We start from the raw sequence: 22,377 nt of genomic DNA on the forward strand, positions 1-22,377 counted from the left end.
GAAAAAAAGTTCAAACTGACAACTGAAAAATAAACCACTTTTATATAAAATAAAATGTTCTGTTGAAATAGGAGGAGGAAAAATGGGGAATTTAGGCTTATCTATATACCCTGAAAAAAGCACCTTTGAACATGATAAAGAATATCTTGATCTTGCCAGGAAACATGGCTTCACAAGAATTTTCACTAGCTTATTAGAAATTGATGGAGATGCAGAAGAAGTTATTAATAAATTCAACAAAATAATTGAATATGGCAATTCAATTGGAATGGAAACGATCGTAGATATCAACCCTGGATTATTCAAACAACTAAATATTAGTTATGATCAACTCAGTTTTTTTAAAAATTTAGGGGCGGCAGGAATTCGTTTGGATATTGGGTTTACTGGTTTTGAGGAATCCCTCATGACAAAGAATCCCTTTCATTTGAAGATCGAAGTAAATATGAGCAGCGGCACAAAATACATTGAAAATATCGTAAGCTACCATCCAAATATGGAAAACTTTCGCGCCTCACATAACTTTTACCCACAAAAATACTCTGGTATATCACAATCTCATTTTGAAGAGACCACAGCCCAATTTACTAAATACAATATTCATACCGCAGCTTTTGTTACGTCAATGGAAGGTAAATTCGGACCATGGCCTGTTCAAACGGGCTTGTGTACATTAGAGCAGCATCGGGGCTTAAATGTGCAGACTCAAGTTACCCACTATCGATTAATGGGGACAATTGATGATTTATTAATTGGTAATGCATATGCAACTGAAGCAGAATTAAAAGCAATGTCAGAAGCATTTTTTAGCGCGCATCCAAACTTTGAAATTGAATTAATCAATAGTCTTTCTGATGTAGAAAGGAAAATAATTCTTGATGAGATCCATCTATATAGAGGGGATCGCTCGGAATATATGATTCGTTCAACTTCTACACGGATTAAATATAAAGATGAAAGTATTCCGGCCCATCATACGGAACCCATTAAAAAAGGTGATATTTTAATTTGTAATGATCATTTTGGTCAATACAAAGGCGAAACTCAAGTCGCATTAAAGGATATGGAAAACGAGGGCAATCGGAATGTCATCGGGCATCTTAAAAAGGACTCCATCTTTTTAGTAGATTACCTCAAGCCTTGGTCAACATTTACACTTTCAATATAGGAGGGGAATAGCTATGAAAACCATTATGTTGGTATGTTCAGCCGGAATGAGTACAAGTCTGTTAGTATCAAAAATGCAAAAAGCAGCCGAAGCCCAAAATATTGAAGCGGATATTTTCGCAGTTCCGCAATCAGAGGTTGATAGTATGTTGGGAAAGAAAAATATCGATGTCCTATTACTTGGTCCACAGGTCCGTTATATGCAAGCTCAATTTGAAAAAAAACTACAAGGAAAAAATATCCCGGTTGACTCAATCAATATGCAACATTATGGATTGATGAACGGTGAAAGGGTGTTAGAACAGGCCTTAAAACTAATTGATACTAAATAATCAGTCTTTGAGATTCCAATTGAAAGAGTAGTAACGTAAGGTTACTATTCCCTTTTACGATTCTTGGGCGAATAGAAGGATGTGAATGAAAATGGCAGATGAACGTTTAGAGATGATCGCTTTTCAAATTATTAGTCATGTCGGAACAGCAAAAAGTTTGGTAATGGAAGCCCTGTATGCAGCAAAGGAAGGGGATTTTGTTCTGGCAGAAGAAAAAATAGAAGAATCAAAGAAATATTTTGTTGAAGGACATAAAGTACACGCTTCCCTAATTCAAAAAGAGGCCGCTGGAGACAAAGTTGAATATTCCTTACTCTTTATGCATGCCGAAGACCAATTAATGAGTACAGAAACAATAAGTGAATTGGTGAAAGAAATGATTGAAATGTATAAAAGGTTCGGAAAGTAATGAAGCGTAAATGAAAAGTAGTCTTAACGGCTACTTTTTTTTGGTGCGCTTGGCAGCGCTTCGCTCTAATGGGTGAAAGTCCCTAACATGCCGTTGTGGCGGAAATGTATAGCTGACAGGTAGTGCGAGTATCGTGAGATTTCGTGCGGAGGACCTGAAGGCAAAACTCGGAACAGGTGGCTGAAACTATGTTGGCTCGTAAGATGGGATAACCCTGCCAAAAGTGGGAATGTCCAATACCACTCTGTATCTTATTAGTTATGAGGACTGGCTTCGAGTGAAAGACGATGACGTGACCCAAGGAGATCTCATCTTCTCCACCGTAGGTGGTAAATCTTTTTCAAAGCCGCGATGGACAAGAAATTGACTATGGAAGGTGAGAAGTCAGAGCAGGGGATAGTAGTGAATAAGCTTGTCGGAAATGCCGCAAAGACAAGTGACTTACCATGAAATTGGTAAGGCAGACATTGACTCAAAAGGCAGTGAACTGATGCGAAGCCCGTCTGTCCATGGAAGAAAAGCAACACGAACTTATTTACTCGTCATGTACTAAACAGAAGTCGATGAGGCAGACAGCCAAAGAATCGAGACCGAAAGAAAGTAGGTTGTTTAGGGCGTAGTACTAATATAGGTATCAGTAATTGAACCAACTATACTGCTGATATTTTATTGGGAAAGGAAACGAATACATGCATGAATCTATAGGGAAACGAAGCTTACGTGTAGTTGAGAGCTCTAAAAAGAAACGCAAGTGGTACAGCCTAATTGATAAAATTTGGGACTATCAAAACTTGGAACAAGCTTTTTATGATGTAAAGAAGAATCGTGGTGCTCACGGTGTGGATAAGGTAACAATAAAAGATTTTGAAAAAGAATTGGAACACAACTTAAGAGTGCTCCAAGAATCTTTACGTTCAAAAACATATCGTGCTAAACCAGTCAGAAGAGTCTTTATCCCAAAAACTGATGGCTCAAAACGTCCGTTAGGTATTCCCACAGTAGGAGACCGAACTATCCAAGCCGCAACTAAAAGAATTCTTGAGCCCATTTTTGAACAGAAGTTTCTAGATTGTAGTTTTGGATTCCGTCCGAATCGCAGTGCTCATATGGCGATTGAACAAATCCGGCAGGATTTAAAAGATGGGTACACATATGTTATAGACGCTGATATAAAAACTTACTTTGATTCAATCCCCCATGATAAGCTCCTTGAATTAATTAAGGAAGAAGTTGTAGATAGCAGTGTACTAACTCTAATTTTACAGTTCCTAAAATCAGGAATACTTGAAAACGGTGTCTACTATCAAAATGTTAAGGGGAGTCCACAGGGGGGCGTAATCAGTCCATTGTTAGCAAATATCTTTCTTCATCCACTAGATAAAATGATGATGGAGCGAGGTCACCGCATAACAAGGTATGCAGATGACTTTGTCATCTGTTGCAAGTCACGAAAGGGTGCAGAAAGAGTTCTAAAAACAGTAGTAAAACTCCTTGAAGATGAGTTAGGGTTGAAAATACACCCAGAAAAGACGAAAATCGTAGACAACCTTGAAGAACCGTTTATCTTTTTAGGATACATCTTCAAAAAAGGATACTTTCATTCACCATCAGATAAGGCAGTGAAGAAATTCAAGGAAAGTATCAAAACGGTAACGAGAAGAAACCAAACAGTAGGTTTGGAGGAATTCGTCAAACGCCGGTTGAACCCGATTATCAGAGGATGGGGAAGATACTTTGGTATTGGATTTTCAAAGAAGCTGTTTCAACAATTGGACTCATGGATTAGAAGAAGGCTTAGGATGATTCAGTTAAGAAGCTGGAAGAGAATAAGAAAGCTCCACAGGGAGCTTCGAAAAAGGAATTGGGAGGGTGAACTTCCTCGTCTTTCAATGACAAGATGGAAGAACTCAAAGACTCAACATGTACATTTTGCGATTCCTAATGAAAGGTTTCGTGAAATCAAACTCGTTTTTCTTTTGGATATCTACAATGAACTACATCCCCAACGGGGATAAAGTGGAGGAGCCGTATGCGATGACCCGCACGTACGGATCTGTGAGAGGCGCATGAATAATTTCATGCGCCTACTCTATTTGCGCAACGCCCCGCATTCCACCTTTTGAACCCCAACTAGTAAACGTTAAGAAATTCTTAAGAAATCTATCCACTAGTTTCTAAGATTTTTCCATTAAGATAATCCCATCAGACAAAAAGGCTATTAGCCGTGCGTGAGGAGAGATTATTTGAAAAATCACCATTCCTTTTTATTCTTGCAATCCTATTTCCGAAAGCCAATGGAGATCGGCAGTGTATGGCCAAGCTCACGTTTTTTGGCAAGAAAAATGATTCAGCCGGTGGCATGGAATGAAGTAGAGGCAATAGCTGAGCTTGGTTCCGGTACGGGTTCGATTACAAAAGAAATAAAATCACATGCATCTAAAAAAACAACTGTGCTTCTGTTCGAGAAGGATGAAAAAATGAGGAGGAACCTCCAGCAAGAATTCCCGAATTACCCTTGTAACCAGAACGCTGTTCATTTACTAAATGTAATGAGCCACAATGATATTCAGCAATTAGACTGTGTCATTAGCGGACTACCCTTCTTTAATTTTTCAAAGGAACTACGTGAAAGATTACTTAATCAAGTGCTGGATTCATTAAAACCAGGGGGTTATTTCATTGCTTTTCAATATTCTTTACAAATGAAAAAGCAACTCTCCAAAACCTTCCACATGGAGAGAATTGATTATGTCCCGTTAAATTTCCCGCCAGCTTTTGTTTATGTTTGCAAAAAACCTAGCTAAAAACGAATAATAGGGGGAGTGACATGACATTTTAGCTTATTTTAGGGGTGGATTTAGTGAATATATTGGTTTGTGATGATGATCAAGCAATTGTTGATGCAATAGGAATTTACTTAGAAAATGAGGGTTTTTCTATTTTCAAAGCTTTTAATGGAATAGAGGCAATTGATGTCATCGACCATCAGGAGATTCATCTAGTGATCATGGATATTATGATGCCGAAAATGGATGGAATAAGAGCTACTAGGAAGATTAGGGAAGAGAATAACATTCCACTGATTATGCTTTCCGCCAAAAGTGAGGATTACGATAAAATATTAGGATTAAATATTGGAGCAGATGACTATATTACCAAACCTTTTAATCCCTTGGAACTAATTGCGAGGGTTAAATCGCAGCTTAGGAGATATACCACACTGGGGAGCCTTGAAACCAAGAGCAATGTATTTAAAACAGGTGGGCTGATGATTGATGATGAATGTAAAATGATCACCGTGGATGGTGAGGCGGTTCAGCTTACTCCAGTACAATACAAGATTTTAAAACTATTGACAGCAAATGCAGGAAGAGTGTTCTCTATCGAGGAGATTTATGAGAAAGTATGGAATGAAACAGCCTTTAGCCCGGAAAATACCGTTACCGTTCATATAAGAAAAATTAGAGAGAAAATAGAAATCAATCCGAAAGAGCCAAAATATTTAAAGGTGGTGTGGGGAATTGGATATAAGGTCGAAAAAATTTAGCCACTCAATGATAACAAAGTTGATGGTCTTTATCATCATGATTGCCTGTTTTACAGGTGTCATACAAGCAATTGTCGATTTAGATGACATGGCAGATGGGGATGTTGGAATGGTTTTTGAAGACAACTACTTCCTAAGCAAGTCATTTATGAGAGAAAGTGATAATCTCATGAGTGATCTGACCCGTCTGTTGAAGTATAAAAATGAAGAAAATATTTTAAAGGGTGAGACGATTAGTAAGGAAGAATTAAGAAATGAAGTACAGGACTTGTATTTCAATTTTCAGGTTGATTCAAAAAGTTATAATCCAAATCTTAGTGAAGCGGAGAACTATGAAAAGTTTAAAGTGGAGAATGCCGATAAAATTGCCCAGGTAAGGGATCGGTTGATCAAGAAGGATGTAAGAGAATTTCATTTACTAGAGCAAAATATTCAAGAGGTTAAGGATCCAGTATATTATGCAAGCGATGGTGTAAATGTATATTCAAATAGTATGATGAAAGAAAAAGAACCGTTTAAAACCTATCCATCCTACATGGTGTTTGAGGGATATAATCAAGAGGTCTATCCAAAAGAAATTGAAGCAAATAAATACTTGGATTGGGTTACGATGCAAATGGATGAAATGGGCTCGGATAACAATAAGGTTTATGTTGCTTTTTCTAAGGATTTCTTACATTCGAAAATAAATGCCTGGAAAGAAAATAAAGGAAATGCTACGAAAGACTTCTATCGATTACTTGGGTTTCTAGCTGGATTTATCTTAACATTTTTCTATCTGATCCTTGTAAACGGAAGAAAGTCCTTTAAAGATAAAGAGGCGCACCTTCATGCACTCGATAAATTATATAGTGATTTGAACCTCTTGTTATGTGCAGGACTTATAGCGCTTTGGGTTGCGATAGTTGATTTTGTTGGACTTCCAACTATCATAAAATGGGTCACTCCCATTACGATTCTTTTTTCCGTAGTTTTTTTCGTATTGATTCTATCATTGGTAAGGCATGTTAAGAATGGAACGCTGGTTAGGCATAGCCTGATTTATCAAATTATCAAAGGAATTGTCCTATTTATAAGGAATGTCTACGATAGCGGAAATGTTGGAGTAAAGACAGTCCTGATTGTTATAGGCTATCCACTATTGATTGCTATAACATTTTTTATGTTTCCGATCACCATAGGGGTGGCTGCCTGGTTCGCCTTAAAGAAAGTGAAGGCCTTTAAGGCCATAAAGGATGGAGTAGAGAGAATCAAAAATGGCGAAATCCATCATAGCATTGATATAGATGGAAAGGGAGAGTTTGCGAGTCTGGCTGCCAATATTAACAGCATTACCGATGGGTTGAAAAATGCAGTAGATAACGAATTAAAAAGTGAGCGTTTAAAAACGGAACTGATCACCAACGTATCCCATGATATTCGAACACCGTTAACATCCATTATCACGTATGTAGATTTATTGAAAAAGGAAAAGGACCCTTCCAAGATGGAAGAATATATCGCCGTGTTGGATCAAAAATCAAAGAGGCTTAAAACCTTAACGGATGACTTGTTTGATGCTGCTAAGGCTTCGAGCGGAAATATCCCGGTGCAAATTGAGAAAATTGATATTGTGTCGTTAATCACTCAAGGGCTGGGAGAAGTAAGTGAAAAAATTGAAGAGCAGGATTTGGAATTTAGGCTCAACAACCCTAATGATAAATGCTATGTGGCCGCCGATGGAAAATTAGTGTGGAGGTCTATTGAAAACGTATTATCCAATATCTTTAAGTATGCCCTGAGAGGGTCAAGGGTTTATATTAATATTGAAGATTTAGGTACCGAAATCCTTGTTACCTTCAAGAATATTTCAGCTTATGAGTTAAATATTTCGGCAGATGAACTAATGGAGCGTTTTAAAAGAGGCGATGAATCCAGATCCAGTCAAGGCAGCGGGTTAGGGCTATCCATTGCCAAAAGCCTAATTGATATACAACAGGGGAAATTTTTGATTCAAATTGATGGGGATTTATTTAAGACAATGATCTATTTGCCTAAGCATAGTAATGAGTGATTGATAAGGTAAACCAAATTATGAAATATTCCCCAGGATGTAATCATCGTGGGGTTTTTTGGGGAGGACTGACCGTTATGGTAAGTGATAAGTCGGTTTTGAAGAGATAAAATTGCTAACAATAATAAGCAACTCATAAAGTGGAGGACGAAGAGGGTTTAGCAACAAAGCAACAATTTTGTATGATAAAAAAACTTGTAGGGAAATGTATTAAAAAGAAAGAAGGTGTAGTATGTGTCCAGATGTATTAGAAGCACTTAAAAGTGTCGTGCAATCTTTTATTGACCATGAACCAAAATCGCCCTTACATATTGGTGAAGCCATGTCATGTTGGACCTATTTAGCATTAGCAGCCGAGACACATGTGCAGACGGAAGCAGGAATGAATAGCACAACAGACCCTGAATTGAGGAAGGCACTTCATGAAGCCATAACGATGTTCAAATCTCAGAAAGAACGACTAAGCGAATTTATGCGTAAGGAGGGGGTTCCTTCTCCACCATTGAGTGAATCGAAACCAATTTCAGAACCTAATCATGTTCCATTAGGTGTTAGGTTGACAGATATTGAACTTGCCAACAGTCTGAAGAAAAAAGTAGGGATGGCGATTTCAAATTGTGCCACTTCCTCCTCTCAAACTCTTCGTAGCGATGTTGGTTTAATATGGGCTGAATATTTGCAAGAACTGATAGCATTTTTAACTACATTTAAGTCATTGTTAAAAAAACGGGGATGGCTTAAAGTTCCACCACCCTATTACTCATCGGGTTTACCAAAAGAAGGACGGTGAAGATTGTGCCTGACGTAACAGAATCCGTTAAAAATGTTGTGAAATCGTTGTTTGACGAAGAACCAAAACCGCCATTACATGTCGGTGAAGTCATGGATTTCTGGTCCTATCTTTCAGAATTAGCAGACGAACAAGTCCATACTGAAGTAGGGATTAACAGTACAACGGACCCTGAATTAAGGAAAGCCTTTCAGGAAGCATTACAGATGTTCACATCACAGAAAGAACGGATCATGACCTTTATGAAAGGAGAAGGTGTTCCTTTCCCGTCATTAAGTGAATCGAAACCAATCTCAGAGCCAACCGAAATTCCTCTAGGGGTAAAGTTAACAGAGGATGAACTTGCCAACAGCCTTAATATTAAAATTGTTTTGGGTATTACATTTTGTGCAACAGCCATAATCCAAGCTTTACGTACAGATGTTGAGTTGATTTGGATTGAACTTTTACAAGAATATATGACATTTGGAGCAACTTTGAAAGCCCTGGTAAAAAAACGGGGGTGGCTCAAAGTTCCACCATACTATTATCCGCCAGGTTTACCGAAACCATGATACAAGACAGAAAGTGTCCAATGTTCACAGGCTTCCTGTGGAGGAATCGGGGGATTGTTCCCCGATTCGTTGCATTGCTATACCTATAATTGATTAGTCCCGGGTTGTTTTTTTCGCTTGTTGGCTTAGCATTACGGTGATAGCTGAAGATACGATGATTCCGGTAATTAAACACTTATACATATCTTTAAAAATCAAACCTAGTACTAGACCCATAATTACACCTACACCTATGATTGAAATTCTCTGTCTTTGACTCATACCTCATCCTCCATTTTTTTTAGTAATACATTTACTTTATGAAGGGCAAACTGTAAATCAAGACGCTCTTCATCGCTTAACTTGGTCAGATTTTGACTAAACTTTAGATAAATCTTCTTCCACTTCTTTTCTACAATTTCTCTGCCCAATGGTGTAAGGGATACTAAGACAGCACGTTTGTCTTTCGTATCAGGAACTTTTACCAAATATCCACCTGCTTCTAAATCACTAATAACATTTGTTAATTGCTGTTTTGCTATATTTAAACCAGTACTGATATTTTTAAGGTTCAATGCTTTTTGTTGCATATACATAAACTCGATAACATGGTTCTGCATATGTGTTAAACCTACTGAATCCTTGTTTAATTCGCTAAAACTTCCAAATAGATTGGGAATCAAAGCAATATATTCTTTTGCAATCTCTCCGGTCATAAATAATCCTCCTTCGTATAGTAATAATACTATTACTATTACTGAATATTATCAAGAATATATTTTAGATATGGTAAAAATTCATTTACCATAAATGGGATATCACCTTTTTCAAATCAAAGGGGTGCAATTATATTTGGCGGACTTTTTCAAGTTGCATGAATGAAATCCATAAATTAAAATGGAATAATAAAATAATTAGATTCCACTTTACAAGAGATTAAGGAGTTTTTTATTTGGATAGAAATAGATTTTCTGCCATTGCCCATCGTCATCATGCATTTAGTAACCCCATAAATGAAGCAAAAATGATGAAAATGATCGATATGGTATCATTGAAGCCGCAAGAAAAGGTTATAGATATTGGCGCAGGAAAATGCGAACTGTTGATTCGTCTTGTAGATATGTACAACATATCAGGTACTGCCATTGAATTGTATGATGGAGCCATCGAGGAAGCCAAACGAAATGCTAGTAACAGGATTCCTGAAGGCCACATTGCGTTTATTGTCGATGATGCCAAGGTGGCAGTCGAGGAATGTGAAAAAGAGCGATTTGATTTAGCTATGTGTATCGGATCCACTCACGCATTAGGGGGACTAGAATCCACACTACGATATATGAAGCATCTCGTAAAGAAAAACGGCTACATTCTAATAGGTGAGGGTTATTGGAAACAGCGGCCTAGTGCTGATTATTTGCAAGCTCTCGGCGGTGCGGAGGAGTCTGAATTGAAAAGTCATGCCGAGAATGTGAGAACGGGGGAAGAATTAGGGTTCGTTCCGCTATGGTCCTATGTAGCAAATGAGGATGATTGGGATGACTACGAATGGCTTTATTCTTCCTCAATCGAAAATTATTGTCACGAAAATCCCAACGATCCGGATCATGACGCCATGTTGGAACGAATCCGAGCATGGAGACGAACTTATTTGAAATGGGGCAGAGATACACTGGGATTTGGGCTGTATTTGTTCCGAGCCTAGGAATAGTAAGGATGTATTATATCGATTTGATTGAAATCGTTCGTAGTCAAGCTGCCATTAAAGGGATGCCCCTTTAATGGCGGCTTTTTTTTATCATCTTTCTGGTGGATTTTATACTTTTTTTAGAATTGCTTTAGTGGCGGTTTAGACATGGGAGGTATGATGAATGACAGAGAGCTTAGGCAAGCCTGACTCGAGGGCAGAGGTATCCAAAGGCTTTATCATGATTAATCTAGGAGGTTTACCGATGAAGAAGAAATGGATAACAGCGGGAACAGGATTAGGAATCGGGGCGGTACTACTTTTGGTAAGCGGTTTTTCCGCAATGGCGAACACAAATGGATATGATGCGTACAAAACAGCACTGAAAAATATGAAGGCAAAAACAAGCATAACAACAAATGTTGATTTGACCATTACGGATAATGGGAAAAAGCTTGTTACAGGGGCTGCCATTCCATTTGGAGGTGATGGATCTTTCCGTGTTTTTGCAGGATTGTGTGGAAGAACTGCGTCTTGACCCTCGAATGGAAGAAATTAATCTTACGTTCTTCCCTAATAACGTAACGCCAGTGCTTGTTATGGCCGATCGGGAAAAACTAAGAAGAGTGATGATGAATATCATTGGCAACAGTTTAAAATACATGAACAAGGATCAAAAGGAAATAAAGGTTGAATTATTCGATCATGAGGAAGTAGCAACGGTTCACATCCGAGATAACGGGTTAGGAATGGATCGTGAAGAATTACCCCATATTTTTGATCGTTTTTACCGGGCAGATCCATCAAGGAATACAGAATCAGGAGGATCCGGACTTGGACTCGCGATAGTCAAACAAATTGTTGAAGGGCAAGACGGTCGTGTATGGGCTGAAAGTCGAGCTGGGGAAGGGACAAGCATTTATTTTATGCTGCCAAGGACCGATAAGGTGGGTGAGTAAAAGTGAAACGAATTTTAATCATCGAAGACGACCAGGTAATAGTAGAAGTGGAAAAGGATTATTTAGAAGCAAGCGGCTTTGAGGTTGAACTTGCCATAACGGGGGATCTTGGACTAAAAAAGCTTTGGAAGAGGAATATGACTTAATCATTCTCGATCTTATGCTTCCGAAAACGGACGGATTTGAAATCTGCAAGCAGGTTCGCTTGAAGAAAAACATACCTATTTTAATGGTTTCTGCTAAAAAGGAAGAAATCGATAAAATACGCGGTCTGGGACTCGGTGCAGACGATTATATGACGAAGCCTTTCAGTGTCGGGGAACTCGTGGCAAGGGTTAAAGCACATCTTGCACGGTATGACCGATTAATGACAGATAACCAGGTTAGACAAAAAGACGAGGTGCAGATCCGGGGCATTCGCATTGATAAGTTATCTCGAAAAGTATTTGTCAATGAAAGGGAAAGTCCATTTACCTCGAAAGAGTTTGACCTGCTGCTATTTTTAGCTATTCATCCAAACAGGGTGTTTAGCAAAGACGAGCTGTTTGAAAAAATCTGGGGACTGGATTCCATGGGGGACAATGCCACGGTAACCGTCTTTATTGGCAAACTACGTGAAAAAATTGAAGCCGACCCCTCAAAGCCGCAATATATTGAGACGATTTGGGGTGTTAGGTATCGCTTTAATGTGTAGTGGTGATGGAGATATACTATATGGAGTTTTTAAGCGACCTATACACATTTCAGTGTAGGCCGCTTTTTTACCCTTGATTTTTTTATACTTTTTTTAGATTTGGTTTAGAGTCCATTTAGAGACATCTATTAACATTAATAAGAGATATAGTTTTGTAGAAAGGAGATCTAAGGTATGAGAAGGCTTAGTCTTACTAAAAGAAAATGGCTGCTGATTTTACATCTTTTATTTTCCGCGATTATGCTGGGAGTGGCATTCGTTTTCCTGATACTAAGTATCACTGCTGCCACCACGGATGATAATGGTGTACTGAAAGCGTGTTATACCAGCATGCATGTGCTTGCAAAGACATCTGTACGTGCATCCACAATTGGCACTGTAGTAACAGGAGTTTTACTTTCTGTGCTGACCCAATGGGGTTTGTTCAAATTTTACTGGATAATCGTCAAAGAGGGCTTAACGCTCCTCTCTATCATCCTTGGACCTATCGCCATGTATTTTTTGACGCTAAATGCGGTTACGCTGACAACCAACGATGGGTTAGGTGCTCTATTAAATCCTGCGTTTACGGTAAACAAGTGGCAGCTCTGGATTGGAATCATCCTACAGATCCTATCACTTTGTTCGATTTTCGTGATTTCGGTTTTCAAACCGTGGGGAACGCGGAAAACAGAAATGAAATTCAGATAATGCTAGAAAAGGAAGAGGAGAAAAAACGTGGTAGAAAATAAGAAAAAGAGGAACAATATGAAAAGTAGTGAAGAAGGAATGGGATCAACGCGCGTGCGTATAGGTAGGTTTTTCTATGGAACGCTAGCGGCAGGTTATGTGGTATGTATTATCCTGCAAGTATTTTTTGCAGGATTGGGGCTATTGGTAGATTCAGATAATTGGCAGCTACATCGAGTATTCGCGAATTATTTTGAGTTCGGAGTCATTCTGATGTTTCTATTATCATTTTTTGGTAAAATTCGTGGAGGTCTTCGCTGGTTGCCCCTTGGTCTATTTGTCCTTACATCCTTGCAGCACCTGACCATTCGAGATTTTTCTGGATCCCTCCGAGCGTTGCACACCATTGATGCGTTACTATTATTTTGGATTTCCATGCACTTATTGAAGCACTCATGGAAGTGGCTTATGCCGGGGCAGAAAGAGCGTTAATGTAAAAAAAGCCGGTAGGCTAAATCTGGCGAACAGTGTCATGTACTGTTCGCCATTTTGCCTCACTGCATGGCAGGTTAGCTTCGTCAATCCAGTTTTTCTTTAATCAATTGGATGATCATTTCATAAAATGAAATCCCATGTGGAACAAATTCATCTTTTTTTGCCATTCTGTCGATATGCAGCTTTTCCCCGTTAGGTTTGATCTTAAATCCTTTAATATTTATTTCTTGTTTAACACCTGACCAAAGATCAATAAAGTCAGAAAAGTTTACTTTGATGATGCCCGAAACTTCTTCTTTTTGTAAGCAAAATTCATCAAAAGCCAGATTCCGTTTATATAAAAATGTATGTGCGAATTCATTATCAAGTAAGCCCTCATGGTTGACACAATAATGGACGATTCCTAATGGTAGTAGCTCTGAAAAAGTAACATCAATTCCTAACTCTTCTTCGATCTCTCTGATGCCATCTGCTGCCGTCTCATGGGCTAATAGGTGTCCAGCAGATGTAATATCGAAAAGATTCGGATGGTCTTTTTTTTGGTCACAGCGAAGCTGAAGATAAAGATAATCAATTTCCTCTTCACGGCTAACAATCCAGCAATGAAAGGATTCATGCCAAAGACCTTGTCGATGTACGTCCTCCCTAGTTGCTACCCCAATAGGATTCTGCTGGCTATCAAAAACTCTAACTAATTCATTCTCCATTGTTTGTTCTCCTTATATAAATATTCTATATATGTAGAATCTCTATGTATATAGAATAATATATTCATCTTGCTCGTGCAACTTGTATTACTAATTTCTCCAAAATATGCCTTGTTAAATGTTGAATTTATAAGGCTATTTTTGATTACCCCATTGTTGGGAAGTAGTATCTGGTATAATTAAGGTAACAGTGGAAAACTTATCCTTGGAAAATTGGAAGGGAGTCATTCAAGTGTTATCTTTTGAGGAAAAAAGGGCTATTTTTCATTCATTTAAACTAAAAGAAAAGAAAATTAGTAATGGAAGAGTAAGCTTTGTTTATCCTGAGAGTCATCAAAAGGGACAAGTGTTGGCAACACAATTACATCCAAGTGGAAATGGCTACGTAAATGGTAAGTATATGTCAGCAGAAATCATTGAGAAATATGGGTACGAAGTTGATCCACGTGGTTGGATTTCAATTAAGGTTTTTTCAAAGGATGAAATCGCGAAGGTGATAACAGAGGCGATGAGGTCAATGGCAGTAGTGGTGCCCAGTGAGGAACCTTTTGAAAAAAATGAGAAGGAAATTTCTCAGCAGACAGATGAGCCAGTAGAAGAGCAGGTGATTACAGCTCGAAAGGTCGAAAGAAGTTTAGAAACTCAGAGAATGGAAACGATTGGAAAAATTCAACCTTCTACATATGAAATTTATCCTGGTTCGTGTTTATTTACCTGGCTGGGCCTGACATTATCGACAATGGAATATGGCTTTTTGGTTTGGAGGAAAGCTGTAAGGAAATATGCGGGAAATGGATCAAAATGATAGCATTAAGTATAGTCAATCAGGAAACCTTGCCCATTACGCTAGCAAGGTTTTTTCTGTGGAATTTAAAAAGACATAAGCGCAAGAAGGGATGTAAATCCCCTTTGCCGAATTGAATAAAAAGGAATTCGGCAAAGGGAAATGGAGTTATAACCAGCACAAAGAAAAGGGATGGTTGTGTTGGTTATAATGTTTAGGAGGAAACAAAATGGCAATTTTATTGAAGCAGGTATTTGTTGGGCTACCAAAAACACTCGGTAGTAATGAGGCAGTCAATCCAATGGAGCGGGAATGGACAAGTGCAATTTTTAAAGACCCTGTCGAAGGGCCCATCTGGGTTGGCAAAACGGGTCTAACAGGGGATGGGCAGAGTGATTTAGAGCACCATGGTGGCCCTGAGAAGGCAGTGTTCGCCTATCCGCTTGAAAATTATTTTTACTGGCAAAAGGAATTGGGGAATTCCGAGATATCCGCTGGCGGTATGGGGGAAAACTTGGTTTTTGAACATATAACAGAGGAAACCATTGCGATTGGTGATACCTTTCAAATTGGTGAGGCTGTTATTCAAGTTTCGCAGCCTAGACAGCCTTGCTGGAAACCGGCACGCCGTTTTAAAGTGAAAAACCTAGCGTTGCTATTGCAAAATACAGGAAAAACAGGCTGGTATTTTCGCGTTCTACAAGAAGGATCAGTGGAGGCGGGGCAATCATGTACTTTACTCAACCGACCATATCCGCAATGGACTATTCAAAAAGTAAATCAAGTGATCCATGGGAGGCAACAGAACTTTCCTGAAATGGCAGCACTCTCTGAATGTCATTTGCTTGCCCCGGGAATGAGGGATACTTTAGTAAAGCGAATAGAAAAGCAAGATCCTGGTGCCCCAGATATCCGTAGTCGGGTATATGGGCCAAATGAATAAGCGAACCCAATGTGACCATCAATCAAAAGTGAACGGAAGATGCCTCCTTTAAAGGCGGTCATCTTCCCAGGCTCGATCATCATCTTTACTATTGTATTTTTCCTTTACTGTTTGTTCCTCTTGGTTCCGAATCACAGTACTTTTTAACGGTTTCCTTAGCGAACTGCCGTCTGCCTTTTTCATTTGTATTTCTCCCTATGTTTGCTCAAAGAATCCTAAAGCATATTTAACCACTTCTTGAATATCATTCGTTTCGTATGCTACGAAATCCTCATTGGTGATGTTCATCTTAACACCTTCCAGTGCATATCCGCTTTCTAGATCGAGTTCTAAAAGTACCTCATAACCTTCAGGATTTTTTTTCGCTTCAATTATGTTGAACGTCTGAATGGAAGTGCCTGTTTCATAATCGATGGATTCCACAAACTCCGACATGCAATCACCGCCTTCTTTTAGGGTGTAACCTCTTATAGTTTAACCCTCGGAGCACCAAGTATCCCTTGATTTAAGGGACGATGAGGAGGTAGATAAAATCCCATTTGTTGAGGAATATTTTTAAAAGCCTAAATGTTTTGAAAACGCTTACAATTTACTGAAGGAACTGATATAATAATACCAAGGAGACCTCATGATTTTTTTCATCAAGAATGTCTTATTGAAATCAAGAAAGGGGTAGAGAAGAATGACTGAAAGCATTTTTAAACACTTAGAAAAGAAGGGAATCGTCGTTTCAGAGCATCAGATTCAACCTTTCATGTCACAGTGGGATGCATACAAACTACTCACCAATAATTCAAATCCCGAAAAGTTTGCCACTAATAAGGCAAGCCACAAACATATACCAGTGGAGCCCAAACTCCATTAAATTTCTCAAAATACTTCATTAAGAAAAATCCCCCATACACTATGAAAAACTTGTAAAAGGTGTCAGGCACCATGTTTTCACATGGTGCCTGACACCTTTATTCATACTTCTATATTGTTATTTCGGGTCGTATCCAACGATGGTCCAAATTCCTGTGGAGTCTTGTCTTACTATCCGTTTTAGGTAGACTTTCTTAATCGGTGTTTTGTCACCACTTACCTCTATGACGGCCTCTTTTCCATTATTTTGGCTTACTTTAAGCTCCTCAATGGTTATCGGGTACTCACCAGTAATCCCATTAGGGGACATCTTAAGGCTGACAAATATCTGGGCGCTAAATACTGGGTCGAGTTTCCATGGAGAGCTTCCGGCATCTACGCTTTTTTGGTCATTTTCCTCAACGGCTAAGTCATATGGAACTTCAACCTGCGGATGCATTTGCCCTTCAACAGTTGGTATTTCTAAGGAACTACTGGTTATGTTTTTTGTCCACGAAACTAGCTCTTCTAAAGGAACATCCCCAACTACTGCAAATTCATAGCCGTCCATCTGCCAACGTATTGAGCTTACATCCGTTATACCTGCATAAAGACCGCCACCTCCCAGAACTCCTACATCTTCCTGAATCGGTGACTGAATTTCAGCTTCACCATTATTGAGTTTTCCTAAAATGGACGTAGGGGCTGGTTTAAACTTGCCGCTCGCTTTTCCTTGTACAAGGATAATCGTATTTGCCTTATCCTTTGAGCTGTAATACGTCTTTACAATTTGTTGTGCAGGAATCACAGCCATGTGGTCCTGAAAGTATCCAGTAGGGATGGTTTCTAGTTGTTTCGGTATAAAGCCAACAGCTGCCTTGATTTCGTTTAGCTCGTTTACAACTTGCTCAGGATTTATGTCAATTACCTTAAAGTCCTCTGGCAGATGATAAGCTAGGAGTTCTTTAGGGATTGACTCGCTGAAGTACATCTTTGTATAGGTTACTTTGTATTGAATAGACTTTTGCATCGCCGTTTGCTTCTGCAAGGGCAGATTCGTTTCTTTATCAATCCATATTTTATATGGTGAGCCGCCTCTAGGGGTAACCTCCACAATAGAAGCCTTCCTTCCGGCAATGGTTTCTTCGCCCATAACCTTAGTTGACAAGGCATTCTTTGTTTCGTTTATTTCATTTCCCAGTTCAAAGATAAAATGATAGGCATCCGGAAAAGCTGGGAATAAGTGGACTTCCCTTTCTTTCGTTTGCAGCTGCCACTTCTTTTGCCCGTTGTTAATAGTGATAATATCTTTATTTGGACCTTTAAGCCCTTTAAGGTAATAATGCCCATCTTGATCCGCCCAAACCTCCAACATTGCTTGGGTGGTAGATTCACCTGAAGCATTTGTTTCTGCTATTTCCATTATGCCATAATAGGCTTTAACATCCTGAAAGGCAGCAGCCATGGCATTCACGATATTTGTGTGACCAGTGGGTAAAGCGAAATTGATGATAAGTGCCATAAGTGCCGCGATGCTGGCAATGCCAGTAAACCATGCCCATTTTTTATGTTTGCCCGGTTTCTTTTGGGAAACTTTCTCCTCAACAGCCTTTGTTAATTTCATTTGAAAGCCAGGTGTTGGCATAGCTGGCTCCTTTAGGCTTCGGACCATTCTGACTGTTTGAAAAAGCTCTTTTAATTCTTCGGAATCGGTTGAACGTTCATCTTCATCCGGCTTTTGTTCCTCATTTAAACGATCAATAAAATTGGATAATTTTCGTTCACTTTGCTCCATCGAAATGTCCCCCCAATCTATTTATTTTTAAGGATGTTGGCAAGAGCCTGTAATGCCCGATGCTGCATAACACGAATGGTCACTTCCTTTTTATTCATGATTCTGGCAGTTTCAGCTGTCGAGAAGCCTTTGATAATCCGAAGTTCAATCACAGTTCGTTGTTCTTCATTAAGCTTATTAAGCTGAATAAGTGCATTTTCAATGATCATCCGCTGTGTACTCTCTTCTGAAAGATCGGGAACAGCATTTTCTACTGGTTGAAATACATCAATATCAACGGATGGGCCCCTGCGTTTTTTCTTCCGCCATAAGTCGCGAAGCACATTAAGGGCGACTGTTTTTAAAAAACCAATATATTTATCGGGATGAACGTTTCCCCTTTTTAAATAAGAAATGGCCTTTACAAAGGTTTCTTGCGTGATATCTTCTGCTTCCTCCCGATTTTGAACTTTATAATAGATGTATCGGTAAACCGGTTCCCACGTTGCGTGGCATATTTCTTCGATGGAAGCCATGTTTCCTTGGTTCTCATGTTGTGAATTCTTGTTGTCAGGCATAGTTTGTGCACCTACTTTCTCTGCCAAGTTGCTAACAATAATAAAAACGTTCAGATGAACCAAGGTGTTACATAACGGTCTATATTTTTATTCATGTTCATATTGGAACCGTCTTTCGTACTTGGCAGGTACGCATTCTTATCAAAAATAGTGGATAGGAATAAAAAGAGGTAAATGGTAAAATTGTGAAAAGTGGCATATTTTACATAGTTATATTGGGGAAATGGGGATGGATTGGAAGTTTGTAGTAGGATAAGTGTCGTTTTCGAAAGGAACATTTGAAAATATGCTCCTTTCGAAAACGACTACCTTATGTTTATCTTGAGGTCTCCTTGAATGAAATCTTATTGACTTTTCCAGTTACATTGTTAAATTCAATATTTACAAAAACGCCGAATTCTTTTCCGTTATCTTTTAGCCAGAGTTTGAATTTTTCAGTTGAGGATTGTGAGCCGGTGACTCTCCCAATATGAAGATAGTCAATGATTTTAGCATTCGGATATTTTTCATGGGTTTTCTCCATTGCGATGGTTCCAAACTTCGCATATGGGGGAATCGGCTTACGTTGTGCATTGACAGTATTTATTTTTATGGGTGGTTGTATGCTCACAGAGAAAAAGACAATAGTGGCAAACAAACCAGTTAGCAGTTTTTTCAAGTCATTACCCTCTTTGCTTTTATTTTTATCATGTCATTTTCGGTCCAAACTTATGAATTTAATACGTAATAGTATTCCAATCAGTGAGGTGAATGAAATGTATCAAGTTATTGAAAACCATGTGGTTAGAAATGAATATTCAACAATTCCCTTTACGTGGGTTCGTAGTAACGAGCCCTCTAATGGAATCTGTATCATGCTTCCAGGACTTGGCTATTCCACTCAGCGGCCGTTGTTCCATTATGCGACTGGCATGTGCTTGAATCAAAACATTGATGTTCTACAGATTAATTATCAATTTGCAAAAGATGAGCGGTTTAGAAAGCTTAAGAAAGAAGAACAAAATCATTGGATGTATGAAGATGTGAAGGCGGTTGTTGAAGAAGTTCTAAGAGAAACTTCTTATGAACATTGTTTCCTGTTGAGTAAATCAATTGGAACAATTCCGATGGCCTTAGAATGGGTAAAGAAAGACTTCACGAATAAGTCAATTGGCATTTGGCTGACACCACTTATTAAAGATGATCAAGTATACCATGCACTATTAAAAACCGACCAACCTTCACTGTGTGTGATTGGGGATCAGGATCATCATTTTATTGAAGAGAGGATTTCTTCATTGAAAAATAATAATCTTGTTCATACTGTTGTGATTCCAAATGCTGATCATGGGTTAGAGATAAAAGGTGATATTTTAGCATCAATAGAAACCATAAAACGGGTAATTGAACAGGTACAGGAATTTATGGATAAATTTAGTGATAACTAATGGTCAAGAAACGTTCTTAAGGATTATCTCGTCTCTTCTATTAAAAGGAAGTGAGTAGTATGTTAAAAAGAACAAACCTAATGGTATTTATTATATTGCTCTGTACGTTTATCACTGGCTGCCAATCAGCGAAATCCAATTCATTTGATTACCCTAAAAAACCAACTAAAAACGAAGTGGTCAATATTCATGGAGGTTTGGAAAATATTGATCGTTTAGACCTTTTTGTGAAAAATGCACAGAACGGAAAAAAGGATATGATCCGACTTACTCAATATACAATTGAAGGGGATCCGATTTTTCAAGACTTAGAATTTGATGGGACCAAGATAGCAGTTAAAATAGACTCAACAAAGGATAAGTTTGGCGGGGGAGAGGTTAGAAGCTACGTCTGTAAAGGGATTCGAAAGCAGGAATCCAATACGGAAACACAATATACTTTAGAAGAATGTCCAGAAATAAGTGATTTACTAACCATTTCCCACGATGCTGAGAAACAAGATCTTTTTGCCTTTGAGCTAAAGTATGGTGTAGGTTTGAAAAACAAAATCGATACCAAAAATCAAGAAGTTATTAAGAACTTATCAAATGGCAATACCACCGTCATAGATGATTTTCAGTTTTCAAAAGAAGAACTGAACCAAATTTACAAACAGATGATTCTTTCTAATTACTTAGGTGACAAAAGGCTTTCAACCAAATGTACGCAAAAAACATTTGAAGGCTATGAATTGACGATTTGGATTAATGACGGGATCCGCCATTTTAAATGGTCGGAATGTGATAAGAGTACGGATGGGACAGAAATGACGGAGTTAGTCCATAACATAGTAGATATCTTAAAGAACAACTCAGCCTATCAGGCTCTCCAATAGTAGTTTTTTGAAAGTAAATAGGAATGGTCCAAATTAGATCACGAAAGAAATGAGAAATTGGATTTTCCGATAAATGCCCTTCGTCAGAATAAAGAATCTAGTGTTGTTTAAAACGAATAGTACAAAAGGGGATCATGCCATGGATATTAGATTACTAAACCCATCAGATGCCGAAAGCTACTGGGTGTTACGTTTAGAAGCATTAAAGGAAAATCCGGAGGCATTTTTAACAAGCTATGAAGAATCTGTAATAAGGGAAGATGCAGTGGAACAAACTGCCCGTAATTTTTCCACAAACGGAAACTACACGTTTGGAGCATTTGAGAATGATGAACTGATTGGAGTTGTAACATTACTGCAGGAAGACCGGAAGAAAATAAGACATCGGGCAAATATTTTTGCCATGTATGTCACCCCAAGGAAACAGGGTCTAGGGATAGGGAAGGCGTTAATGATAGAAGCAATTAATAAAGCGAAAGAGATCAAAACGATTGAAAAAATAAACCTGGGTGTCATTGCAAGTAATCAAAAGGCAAAGAGGCTTTATCAAAAGCTAGGTTTTAAAACATTCGGAGTAGAGGAAAGGGCACTTATCGTAGACGGTGTTTATTACGATGATGAATATATGGTTCTTGATCTAAAGTAGATCACAACCTGGCACTATCCAACGGTATGGATGGTGCCATCTTTATTTTGAATTATTCTGGCTGGCCTTGCCAACCTGGATTGTTTTAATTTTAAAAATAAAATAATAGTATTTATTGGCCACAATTAGCAATAGCATAATCCGCAAAATAGTCCGATCGAGAAAGAAGAAGGCAATAGCGATCATGACGTCGGCAAATAGGAGAATGGTTAATTTCTGCTGTAAGGTCATCGCACGCTCTCTTACGAAGTTTTCCAAATGACGCTTGTAGATGGTTGTTCCTTTGAACCAGTGTTCAAAACGCTCGGACCCTTTCACAAAGCAGAATGATGCTAAAAGTAAGAGTGGGGTGGTGGGTAATAAGGGCAAAATGATTCCCAAAATGCCAAGACCGAGTGCTAGAAATCCTATAAAAATATAGATGAATTTAAAGAATTTATTGATAGTAGCTGCCCCCTTTTAGGCGCA

The 22,377-nt window shown here is 38.6% G+C and carries 29 protein-coding genes and 1 pseudogene; 21 read left to right on the top strand and 9 right to left on the bottom strand.

Annotation, left to right across the window (positions count from 1 at the left end; genetic code table 11):
• Positions 1–82: 82 nt before the first annotated feature.
• From RCG19_RS13495 to RCG19_RS13535, 9 genes are all read left to right on the top strand, one after another.
• The gene (locus RCG19_RS13495) at positions 83–1,168 is read left to right on the top strand and encodes a DUF871 domain-containing protein (protein ID WP_308107569.1); all 1,086 of its coding nucleotides are present in this window, start codon (positions 83–85) and stop codon (positions 1,166–1,168) included.
• Between the two features lie 13 nt (positions 1,169–1,181).
• Entirely contained in the window at positions 1,182–1,499 is a 318-nt protein-coding gene (locus tag RCG19_RS13500) for a PTS sugar transporter subunit IIB (protein ID WP_308107570.1), read from the top strand.
• Between the two features lie 91 nt (positions 1,500–1,590).
• Positions 1,591–1,908 (top strand): PTS sugar transporter subunit IIA, encoded by a 318-nt coding sequence (locus tag RCG19_RS13505; RefSeq protein ID WP_308107571.1) that lies wholly within the window; start codon positions 1,591–1,593, stop codon positions 1,906–1,908.
• 689 nt (positions 1,909–2,597) lie between these two features.
• Entirely contained in the window at positions 2,598–3,923 is a 1,326-nt protein-coding gene (ltrA, locus tag RCG19_RS13510; protein ID WP_308107572.1) for a group II intron reverse transcriptase/maturase, read from the top strand.
• A 228-nt stretch (positions 3,924–4,151) separates the two neighbouring features.
• On the top strand, positions 4,152–4,712 hold the full coding sequence (locus RCG19_RS13515; RefSeq protein ID WP_308107573.1) for a class I SAM-dependent methyltransferase: 561 nt from the start codon (positions 4,152–4,154) through the stop codon (positions 4,710–4,712).
• A gap of 56 nt (positions 4,713–4,768) precedes the next feature.
• The gene (locus tag RCG19_RS13520) at positions 4,769–5,455 is read left to right on the top strand and encodes a response regulator transcription factor (protein WP_308107574.1); all 687 of its coding nucleotides are present in this window, start codon (positions 4,769–4,771) and stop codon (positions 5,453–5,455) included.
• The gene (locus RCG19_RS13525) at positions 5,430–7,508 is read left to right on the top strand and encodes a HAMP domain-containing sensor histidine kinase (protein ID WP_308107575.1); all 2,079 of its coding nucleotides are present in this window, start codon (positions 5,430–5,432) and stop codon (positions 7,506–7,508) included. The genes RCG19_RS13520 and RCG19_RS13525 overlap by 26 nt, the downstream gene beginning before the upstream one ends.
• Positions 7,509–7,740: 232 nt before the next feature.
• Positions 7,741–8,298: a DUF3231 family protein gene (locus RCG19_RS13530; protein ID WP_308107576.1), complete on the top strand. Its 558-nt coding sequence runs from the start codon at positions 7,741–7,743 to the stop codon at positions 8,296–8,298.
• Between the two features lie 5 nt (positions 8,299–8,303).
• Entirely contained in the window at positions 8,304–8,852 is a 549-nt protein-coding gene (locus RCG19_RS13535) for a DUF3231 family protein (protein ID WP_166246738.1), read from the top strand.
• 93 nt (positions 8,853–8,945) lie between these two features.
• On the opposite strand, the gene RCG19_RS13540 is transcribed toward RCG19_RS13535, so the two are convergent.
• Positions 8,946–9,113, bottom strand: coding sequence for a hypothetical protein (locus RCG19_RS13540; RefSeq protein WP_308107577.1), 168 nt, complete (start codon positions 9,111–9,113; stop codon positions 8,946–8,948).
• Positions 9,110–9,547 (bottom strand): MarR family winged helix-turn-helix transcriptional regulator, encoded by a 438-nt coding sequence (locus tag RCG19_RS13545; protein WP_308107578.1) that lies wholly within the window; start codon positions 9,545–9,547, stop codon positions 9,110–9,112. The genes RCG19_RS13540 and RCG19_RS13545 overlap by 4 nt, the downstream gene beginning before the upstream one ends.
• Positions 9,548–9,783: 236 nt before the next feature.
• Here RCG19_RS13545 and RCG19_RS13550 point away from each other — a divergent pair, with 236 nt between their 5' ends.
• The 6 genes and pseudogenes from RCG19_RS13550 to RCG19_RS13575 all read left to right on the top strand — a co-directional run bounded on the left by RCG19_RS13550 (position 9,784) and on the right by RCG19_RS13575 (position 13,329).
• The gene (locus tag RCG19_RS13550) at positions 9,784–10,533 is read left to right on the top strand and encodes an SAM-dependent methyltransferase (protein WP_308107579.1); all 750 of its coding nucleotides are present in this window, start codon (positions 9,784–9,786) and stop codon (positions 10,531–10,533) included.
• Between the two features lie 166 nt (positions 10,534–10,699).
• Positions 10,700–11,053 carry a hypothetical protein gene (locus tag RCG19_RS13555; RefSeq protein ID WP_308107580.1) on the top strand — a complete coding sequence of 118 codons (354 nt, stop codon included), beginning with the start codon at positions 10,700–10,702 and terminating at the stop codon, positions 11,051–11,053.
• Positions 11,004–11,474 carry a sensor histidine kinase gene (locus RCG19_RS13560; RefSeq protein WP_308107581.1) on the top strand — a complete coding sequence of 157 codons (471 nt, stop codon included), beginning with the start codon at positions 11,004–11,006 and terminating at the stop codon, positions 11,472–11,474. Before RCG19_RS13555 ends, RCG19_RS13560 begins: the two co-directional genes overlap by 50 nt.
• Positions 11,475–11,476: 2 nt before the next feature.
• Positions 11,477–12,168, top strand: a pseudogene (locus RCG19_RS13565) (response regulator transcription factor).
• 174 nt (positions 12,169–12,342) lie between these two features.
• Positions 12,343–12,858: a hypothetical protein gene (locus RCG19_RS13570; RefSeq protein WP_308107582.1), complete on the top strand. Its 516-nt coding sequence runs from the start codon at positions 12,343–12,345 to the stop codon at positions 12,856–12,858.
• 27 nt (positions 12,859–12,885) lie between these two features.
• The gene (locus RCG19_RS13575; RefSeq protein ID WP_308107583.1) at positions 12,886–13,329 is read left to right on the top strand and encodes a DUF6220 domain-containing protein; all 444 of its coding nucleotides are present in this window, start codon (positions 12,886–12,888) and stop codon (positions 13,327–13,329) included.
• A gap of 86 nt (positions 13,330–13,415) precedes the next feature.
• Here RCG19_RS13575 and RCG19_RS13580 read toward each other — a convergent pair whose 3' ends face one another.
• A complete protein-coding gene (locus RCG19_RS13580; protein ID WP_308107584.1) occupies positions 13,416–14,039 on the bottom strand; it encodes an NUDIX hydrolase in 624 nt (207 codons plus the stop codon).
• A 205-nt stretch (positions 14,040–14,244) separates the two neighbouring features.
• Between RCG19_RS13580 and RCG19_RS13585 the strand changes: the two genes are divergently transcribed.
• Complete coding sequence (locus RCG19_RS13585; protein WP_308107585.1) at positions 14,245–14,844, top strand: hypothetical protein; 600 nt, start codon at positions 14,245–14,247, stop codon at positions 14,842–14,844.
• A 208-nt stretch (positions 14,845–15,052) separates the two neighbouring features.
• On the top strand, positions 15,053–15,766 hold the full coding sequence (locus tag RCG19_RS13590) for an MOSC domain-containing protein (protein WP_308107586.1): 714 nt from the start codon (positions 15,053–15,055) through the stop codon (positions 15,764–15,766).
• 48 nt (positions 15,767–15,814) lie between these two features.
• Here RCG19_RS13590 and RCG19_RS13595 read toward each other — a convergent pair whose 3' ends face one another.
• Both RCG19_RS13595 and RCG19_RS13600 read right to left on the bottom strand, forming a co-directional pair.
• Positions 15,815–15,949 (bottom strand): hypothetical protein, encoded by a 135-nt coding sequence (locus RCG19_RS13595; protein ID WP_308107587.1) that lies wholly within the window; start codon positions 15,947–15,949, stop codon positions 15,815–15,817.
• Between the two features lie 12 nt (positions 15,950–15,961).
• Positions 15,962–16,201 (bottom strand): hypothetical protein, encoded by a 240-nt coding sequence (locus RCG19_RS13600; protein ID WP_308107588.1) that lies wholly within the window; start codon positions 16,199–16,201, stop codon positions 15,962–15,964.
• 247 nt (positions 16,202–16,448) lie between these two features.
• On the opposite strand from RCG19_RS13600, the gene RCG19_RS13605 reads away from it, so the two are divergent.
• The gene (locus tag RCG19_RS13605) at positions 16,449–16,631 is read left to right on the top strand and encodes a hypothetical protein (RefSeq protein ID WP_308107589.1); all 183 of its coding nucleotides are present in this window, start codon (positions 16,449–16,451) and stop codon (positions 16,629–16,631) included.
• A 117-nt stretch (positions 16,632–16,748) separates the two neighbouring features.
• Here the strand turns inward: RCG19_RS13605 and RCG19_RS13610 are convergent, their stop codons facing one another.
• The 3 genes from RCG19_RS13610 to RCG19_RS13620 all read right to left on the bottom strand — a co-directional run bounded on the left by RCG19_RS13610 (position 16,749) and on the right by RCG19_RS13620 (position 19,619).
• Complete coding sequence (locus tag RCG19_RS13610) at positions 16,749–18,404, bottom strand: LolA family protein (protein ID WP_308107590.1); 1,656 nt, start codon at positions 18,402–18,404, stop codon at positions 16,749–16,751.
• 17 nt (positions 18,405–18,421) lie between these two features.
• The gene (locus RCG19_RS13615; protein ID WP_308107591.1) at positions 18,422–18,961 is read right to left on the bottom strand and encodes an RNA polymerase sigma factor; all 540 of its coding nucleotides are present in this window, start codon (positions 18,959–18,961) and stop codon (positions 18,422–18,424) included.
• A 316-nt stretch (positions 18,962–19,277) separates the two neighbouring features.
• The gene (locus RCG19_RS13620; RefSeq protein WP_374049546.1) at positions 19,278–19,619 is read right to left on the bottom strand and encodes a YqzG/YhdC family protein; all 342 of its coding nucleotides are present in this window, start codon (positions 19,617–19,619) and stop codon (positions 19,278–19,280) included.
• 97 nt (positions 19,620–19,716) lie between these two features.
• Here RCG19_RS13620 and RCG19_RS13625 point away from each other — a divergent pair, with 97 nt between their 5' ends.
• The 3 genes from RCG19_RS13625 (at position 19,717) to RCG19_RS13635 (ending at position 21,909) form a co-directional block, all read left to right on the top strand.
• Positions 19,717–20,388: an alpha/beta family hydrolase gene (locus RCG19_RS13625; RefSeq protein ID WP_308107592.1), complete on the top strand. Its 672-nt coding sequence runs from the start codon at positions 19,717–19,719 to the stop codon at positions 20,386–20,388.
• Positions 20,389–20,447: 59 nt separating this feature from the next.
• Positions 20,448–21,263: a DUF4362 domain-containing protein gene (locus tag RCG19_RS13630; RefSeq protein ID WP_308107593.1), complete on the top strand. Its 816-nt coding sequence runs from the start codon at positions 20,448–20,450 to the stop codon at positions 21,261–21,263.
• Between the two features lie 139 nt (positions 21,264–21,402).
• A complete protein-coding gene (locus tag RCG19_RS13635; protein WP_308107594.1) occupies positions 21,403–21,909 on the top strand; it encodes a GNAT family N-acetyltransferase in 507 nt (168 codons plus the stop codon).
• Positions 21,910–21,951: 42 nt separating this feature from the next.
• On the opposite strand, the gene RCG19_RS13640 is transcribed toward RCG19_RS13635, so the two are convergent.
• The gene (locus RCG19_RS13640; RefSeq protein WP_308110994.1) at positions 21,952–22,353 is read right to left on the bottom strand and encodes a YbaN family protein; all 402 of its coding nucleotides are present in this window, start codon (positions 22,351–22,353) and stop codon (positions 21,952–21,954) included.
• Between the last annotated feature and the right edge of the window lie 24 nt (positions 22,354–22,377).

The organism is Neobacillus sp. OS1-2, from assembly GCF_030915505.1.
Lineage (GTDB): Bacteria > Bacillota > Bacilli > Bacillales > Cytobacillaceae > Neobacillus.

Bases quoted from the DNA above. Each gene is read 5' to 3' on its own strand.
- RCG19_RS13495 (WP_308107569.1), top strand. From the start codon at position 83: ATGGGGAATTTAGGCTTATCTATATACCCTGAAAAAAGCACCTTTGAA.
- RCG19_RS13500 (WP_308107570.1), top strand. From the start codon at position 1,182: ATGAAAACCATTATGTTGGTATGTTCAGCCGGAATGAGTACAAGTCTG.
- RCG19_RS13595 (WP_308107587.1), bottom strand. From the start codon at position 15,949: ATGAAAAAGGCAGACGGCAGTTCGCTAAGGAAACCGTTAAAAAGTACT.
- RCG19_RS13600 (WP_308107588.1), bottom strand. From the start codon at position 16,201: ATGTCGGAGTTTGTGGAATCCATCGATTATGAAACAGGCACTTCCATT.
- RCG19_RS13530 (WP_308107576.1), top strand. From the start codon at position 7,741: ATGTGTCCAGATGTATTAGAAGCACTTAAAAGTGTCGTGCAATCTTTT.
- RCG19_RS13610 (WP_308107590.1), bottom strand. From the start codon at position 18,404: ATGGAGCAAAGTGAACGAAAATTATCCAATTTTATTGATCGTTTAAAT.
- RCG19_RS13625 (WP_308107592.1), top strand. From the start codon at position 19,717: ATGTATCAAGTTATTGAAAACCATGTGGTTAGAAATGAATATTCAACA.
- RCG19_RS13635 (WP_308107594.1), top strand. From the start codon at position 21,403: ATGGATATTAGATTACTAAACCCATCAGATGCCGAAAGCTACTGGGTG.
- RCG19_RS13580 (WP_308107584.1), bottom strand. From the start codon at position 14,039: ATGGAGAATGAATTAGTTAGAGTTTTTGATAGCCAGCAGAATCCTATT.
- RCG19_RS13560 (WP_308107581.1), top strand. From the start codon at position 11,004: ATGGATCTTTCCGTGTTTTTGCAGGATTGTGTGGAAGAACTGCGTCTT.
- RCG19_RS13570 (WP_308107582.1), top strand. From the start codon at position 12,343: ATGAGAAGGCTTAGTCTTACTAAAAGAAAATGGCTGCTGATTTTACAT.
- RCG19_RS13590 (WP_308107586.1), top strand. From the start codon at position 15,053: ATGGCAATTTTATTGAAGCAGGTATTTGTTGGGCTACCAAAAACACTC.
- RCG19_RS13615 (WP_308107591.1), bottom strand. From the start codon at position 18,961: ATGCCTGACAACAAGAATTCACAACATGAGAACCAAGGAAACATGGCT.
- RCG19_RS13505 (WP_308107571.1), top strand. From the start codon at position 1,591: ATGGCAGATGAACGTTTAGAGATGATCGCTTTTCAAATTATTAGTCAT.
- RCG19_RS13630 (WP_308107593.1), top strand. From the start codon at position 20,448: ATGTTAAAAAGAACAAACCTAATGGTATTTATTATATTGCTCTGTACG.
- RCG19_RS13540 (WP_308107577.1), bottom strand. From the start codon at position 9,113: ATGAGTCAAAGACAGAGAATTTCAATCATAGGTGTAGGTGTAATTATG.
- RCG19_RS13545 (WP_308107578.1), bottom strand. From the start codon at position 9,547: ATGACCGGAGAGATTGCAAAAGAATATATTGCTTTGATTCCCAATCTA.
- ltrA (WP_308107572.1), top strand. From the start codon at position 2,598: ATGCATGAATCTATAGGGAAACGAAGCTTACGTGTAGTTGAGAGCTCT.
- RCG19_RS13555 (WP_308107580.1), top strand. From the start codon at position 10,700: ATGACAGAGAGCTTAGGCAAGCCTGACTCGAGGGCAGAGGTATCCAAA.
- RCG19_RS13605 (WP_308107589.1), top strand. From the start codon at position 16,449: ATGACTGAAAGCATTTTTAAACACTTAGAAAAGAAGGGAATCGTCGTT.